At 74.3% G+C, this 3,609-nt stretch carries 3 protein-coding genes; all 3 read left to right on the forward strand.

What is annotated here, in order from left to right; all coding sequences use genetic code 11:
* A partial coding sequence (locus GXP76_RS34640; RefSeq protein WP_242575583.1) for a hypothetical protein occupies positions 1-369 on the forward strand: 369 nt, incomplete at its 5' end.
* Positions 370-508: 139 nt separating this feature from the next.
* Positions 509-2,626, forward strand: coding sequence for a phage holin family protein (locus GXP76_RS34645; RefSeq protein ID WP_242575584.1), 2,118 nt, complete (start codon positions 509-511; stop codon positions 2,624-2,626).
* A 505-nt stretch (positions 2,627-3,131) separates the two neighbouring features.
* On the forward strand, positions 3,132-3,503 hold the full coding sequence (locus GXP76_RS34650; protein ID WP_242575585.1) for a hypothetical protein: 372 nt from the start codon (positions 3,132-3,134) through the stop codon (positions 3,501-3,503).
* Positions 3,504-3,609: the final 106 nt, after the last annotated feature.

Below are 3,609 nucleotides of genomic sequence, written 5' to 3' on the forward strand. Positions count from 1 at the left end.
ACCCCGCTCGAAGAACTCGACCGCGAGCCGTTCCTGGTGGACATCCGCGGCCAGCAGGCGATGTGCGCCCGCTGGGCCGCCGACAAGGGATACGTCGTCACACGGCAGTTGCTCCTCTACGGGATGCGCTCCGACCACTACGGGCTCTGGGTCGACGTCGACGCCGGTCTGGTAGACGCGTTCGTCGTCCCCAACGAGCGGGTCCTCGACCGCGCCCTCGCCTCCGTCCCGGCCTTCTACGCCGAGTGCGAGCGGCGCGGAGTCTCCGTGGAGACCGTGGGGACGGACGAACCTCTTTACGACGCCCCGTCCAAGGCCAAGGTCCACCGCAGGCTCTCCATGCCCACAGCCGGGTACGACGGCTGCTGAGACCGCCCGCCCGCCTCTCGGCGCCACGCCCCTCGCCGGACTCCGGCCCCTGAAGAGGACCGGCCCCGCCGCGCGCTGTGTCAGGCTGTGGAGCGAGCCCGTGGACGTGTGCGGGCCCTGGACGTGAGGTGAAGACGCGGTGTTCAAGGGGCGATGGCGGACGGCCGGCAGGGCCCTGGTGCGGGTGGTCGTCGTCTGGGCGGTCTCCACGCTGACCATGCTGGTGCTCGCCGGCATCCTGCCCGACTTCCAGGTCCAGGGCGCCGACGACAGCCTCACCAGGACCGCGCTGACCGCGGCCTGGGGCGCGGGCGCCTTCGGTCTGCTCAGCGCGCTCGTCTGGCCGTTCCTGGTCCGCGCCCTGCTGCTCGTCCCCGCCCTCGTACTCGGCCTGCTGGTCTTCTTCCTCAACGGCTCGCTGCTGCTGGTCGCGCTCAAATCCACCCCCGACGGCGGGGGCGCCGCCAACGCCGAGAACGCGATCGTGGTCGCCGCCGTCATGTCCGCCGTCGCGTCCGCCACCTCCACCGCCCTCGCCGTACGTGACGACAACGCCTACCGGCGCAGGCTCTCGCGCCTCGCCGAACGCCGACGGCGCCGCAGCGGTGAGGACAGCGCCCGCCGCGGCTACACGGCGTCGCCCGGCACGCTCTTCCTCCAACTCGACGGCGTCGGACACCAGGTGCTGCTCGACGCCGTCGCCGACGGCCACATGCCCACCGTCGCCGGCTGGCTCGGCGAGCGCCCCACCCACCGGCTCACCCCCTGGCGCACCGACTGGTCCAGCCAGACCGGCGCCAGCCAGCTCGGCATCCTGCACGGCAGCAACCACGACGTCCCCGCCTTCCGCTGGTACGAGAAGGAGAGCGGGCGGATCATGGTCAGCAACCGGCCCGCCAGCGCGGCGGAACTCCAGCGCCGGGCCATCGAACACACCCGCGACGCCGGGCTCCTCACCCTCGACGGCGCCAGCCGCGGCAATCTCTTCAGCGGCGGCGCCGACCAGCTCGCGCTCGTCCTGTCGATGGCCGCGCGGCGCGGCAGGGCCACCCGCTCACGGGCCGGCTACTTCGCGTACTTCACCGACCCGGCCAACGCCGTCCGTACGGCTGTCTCCTTCGTCGCCGAGGTCTGCCGCGAGATAGGCCAGTCGACGCGCGCGCGGCTGCGGGGCGACCGGCCGAGGGTGGGCCGGGGCGGCCTCTACCCGTTCATCCGGGCCTTCGCGACCGTCGTCGAACGGGACGTCGTGGTCGCCGCGGTGATAGGCGACATGCTGGCCGGCCGCGCCGCCGTCTACGCCGACCTCGTCGCCTACGACGAGGTCGCCCACCACTCGGGACCGCACAGCCGCGACGCCATCCGCGTCCTGCGGCGGCTGGACCGCTCGATCGCGCTGCTGGCCAAGGTCGCCGACCACGCGCCGCGCTCGTACCGGCTCGTACTCCTCTCCGACCACGGCCAGAGCCCCGGCGAGACCTTCCTCGGCGGGTACGGGCTCACGCTCCGGGATCTCGTACGGGCCGGCTGCGGACTGCCCGTACCGCGCCGCGCGGTGCGCACCAAGAGCGGCGCCGAGGCGCGCGACGCGGCCCGTGACGCCGTACGGACGGCGCTCCACCGGCCCGTCGAGGAGGGCGAGGAGGGCGACGAGAAGCGGTCGGCGCGGGGCTCCGACCCGATCGTGCTCGCCTCCGGGAACCTGGGGCTGATCTCGTTCCCGGACGTCCCGGAGCGGATGAGCCGCGAACAGATCGACGAACGCCACCCCGCGCTGCTGCGGACCCTCGCCAACCACCCGGGCATCGGCTTCCTCCTCGTACGGAGCGAGGCGAACGGCTCCGTGGTGCTCGGCCCCGGCGGGGCGGAGATCCCGGTCGCCAAGCTGGACGACACGGGGCTGCTGGCCACGATGGGTCCCGGCGCCGCCGACGCGGTCCGGCGCACCGACACCTTCCCCCATGTCGCGGACATCATGGTCAACTCGATGTACGACCCGGCGACGGGCCGGGTGCACGCGTTCGAGGAGCAGATCGGCTCCCACGGAGGGCTCGGCGGCGAGCAGTCGAACGCCTTCCTGTTGTCGCCCCTGACCCTGCCGCCGCCCGTCCCCGGCGGCGGCGAACTGGTGGGCGCGGAACAGGTCCACACGGTGCTGAAGCGCTGGCTGTACGACGGCCTGGGACCGCAGGTCCCCCTCGGCCCGACGCCCGCCAGGGTGGCCGTGCGCCAGGAGGAGACGGAGCCGAGCCCTTAGGGCGTGTCCGCGAGGTCCCGCCTGGCCCGCGACGCCTGGTACGGCGACTCGCCGCGTTGTCGGACTCGGCCGAGTACGCCCGGTACGAGGCCGGTCCTCCGCCTTGCGATGCAACGCACCAGCCGCTGCGGGCCCCGCCCTGCGGGCGGAGGGCGCTCCTTCGCGGACACCCCCGCAGACGCTTGAGCTGCCAGGGGGTGTCTTGCGGATCTTGCCGGGCTCGCGCTCCCTGGCGCCGCGTCTCTCCCCCGTAGCACCTGCGTTGTCGTCGGTCGGCACGGCACCGCCATGCCTTTCTCCTGCGCCTTGCGATCGCACGCAACGCGGACATCGCCCGCCGCGCGGCGGGCGTTCCCCGAACCGGCCTGATCCACAGCACGCCCCCGGCGCGCGCCCGCTGCCCGGGTCGGCGTAACCCGCGTCCGCCAAGGGAGCGGTTCTCGGCCCTCCGGCGCGCACGGCGGCGTCCGCGGGCAGAGGATGCACGATCAGGAGGTCGTGCCGAGTGAACAGCGCCCCGCAACCGCGCAGCCCCCGGCCCGCCACGGCGGGCCGTCCCGCCGCCCGCGCCGTCATGCTGCTGGTGCTGTTCGCCCTCCTTGGGATGCCGCTCGATCCGTGCGCGACGGCCGCGCGCGGCGCGGAACCCCGGCCGGCCGCCTCGACACCCCCCGAGCCCGTGGGAGAAGGGCACCACGACACGGCCGTGGCGGCGCAGTCCGCGCCCGCGAGGGCCGGGCGCCGGGCGGCGGGCCCGGATGCCGGGAGGGACCGCCGCCCGGCGCGGCCTTCGTACGGAGGACCCGCCGCCGTCCCCCCTTCGAGGAGCGGACCGGTCGCGGCGCCGCCGCTGCGCCGTGTGGTGCTGCGCTGCTGAGAGGTCCGGCACGCCCGCGTGCCCGTCGACCCATCCAGCCGGTAACCCCCATCGCACCGCGAGGACACAGCCATGCCCATCGACCCCTTCGCCGTACTCAACGCCC

It is taken from the genome of Streptomyces sp. NP-1717 (genome assembly GCF_022695985.1).
Lineage (GTDB): Bacteria > Actinomycetota > Actinomycetes > Streptomycetales > Streptomycetaceae > Streptomyces.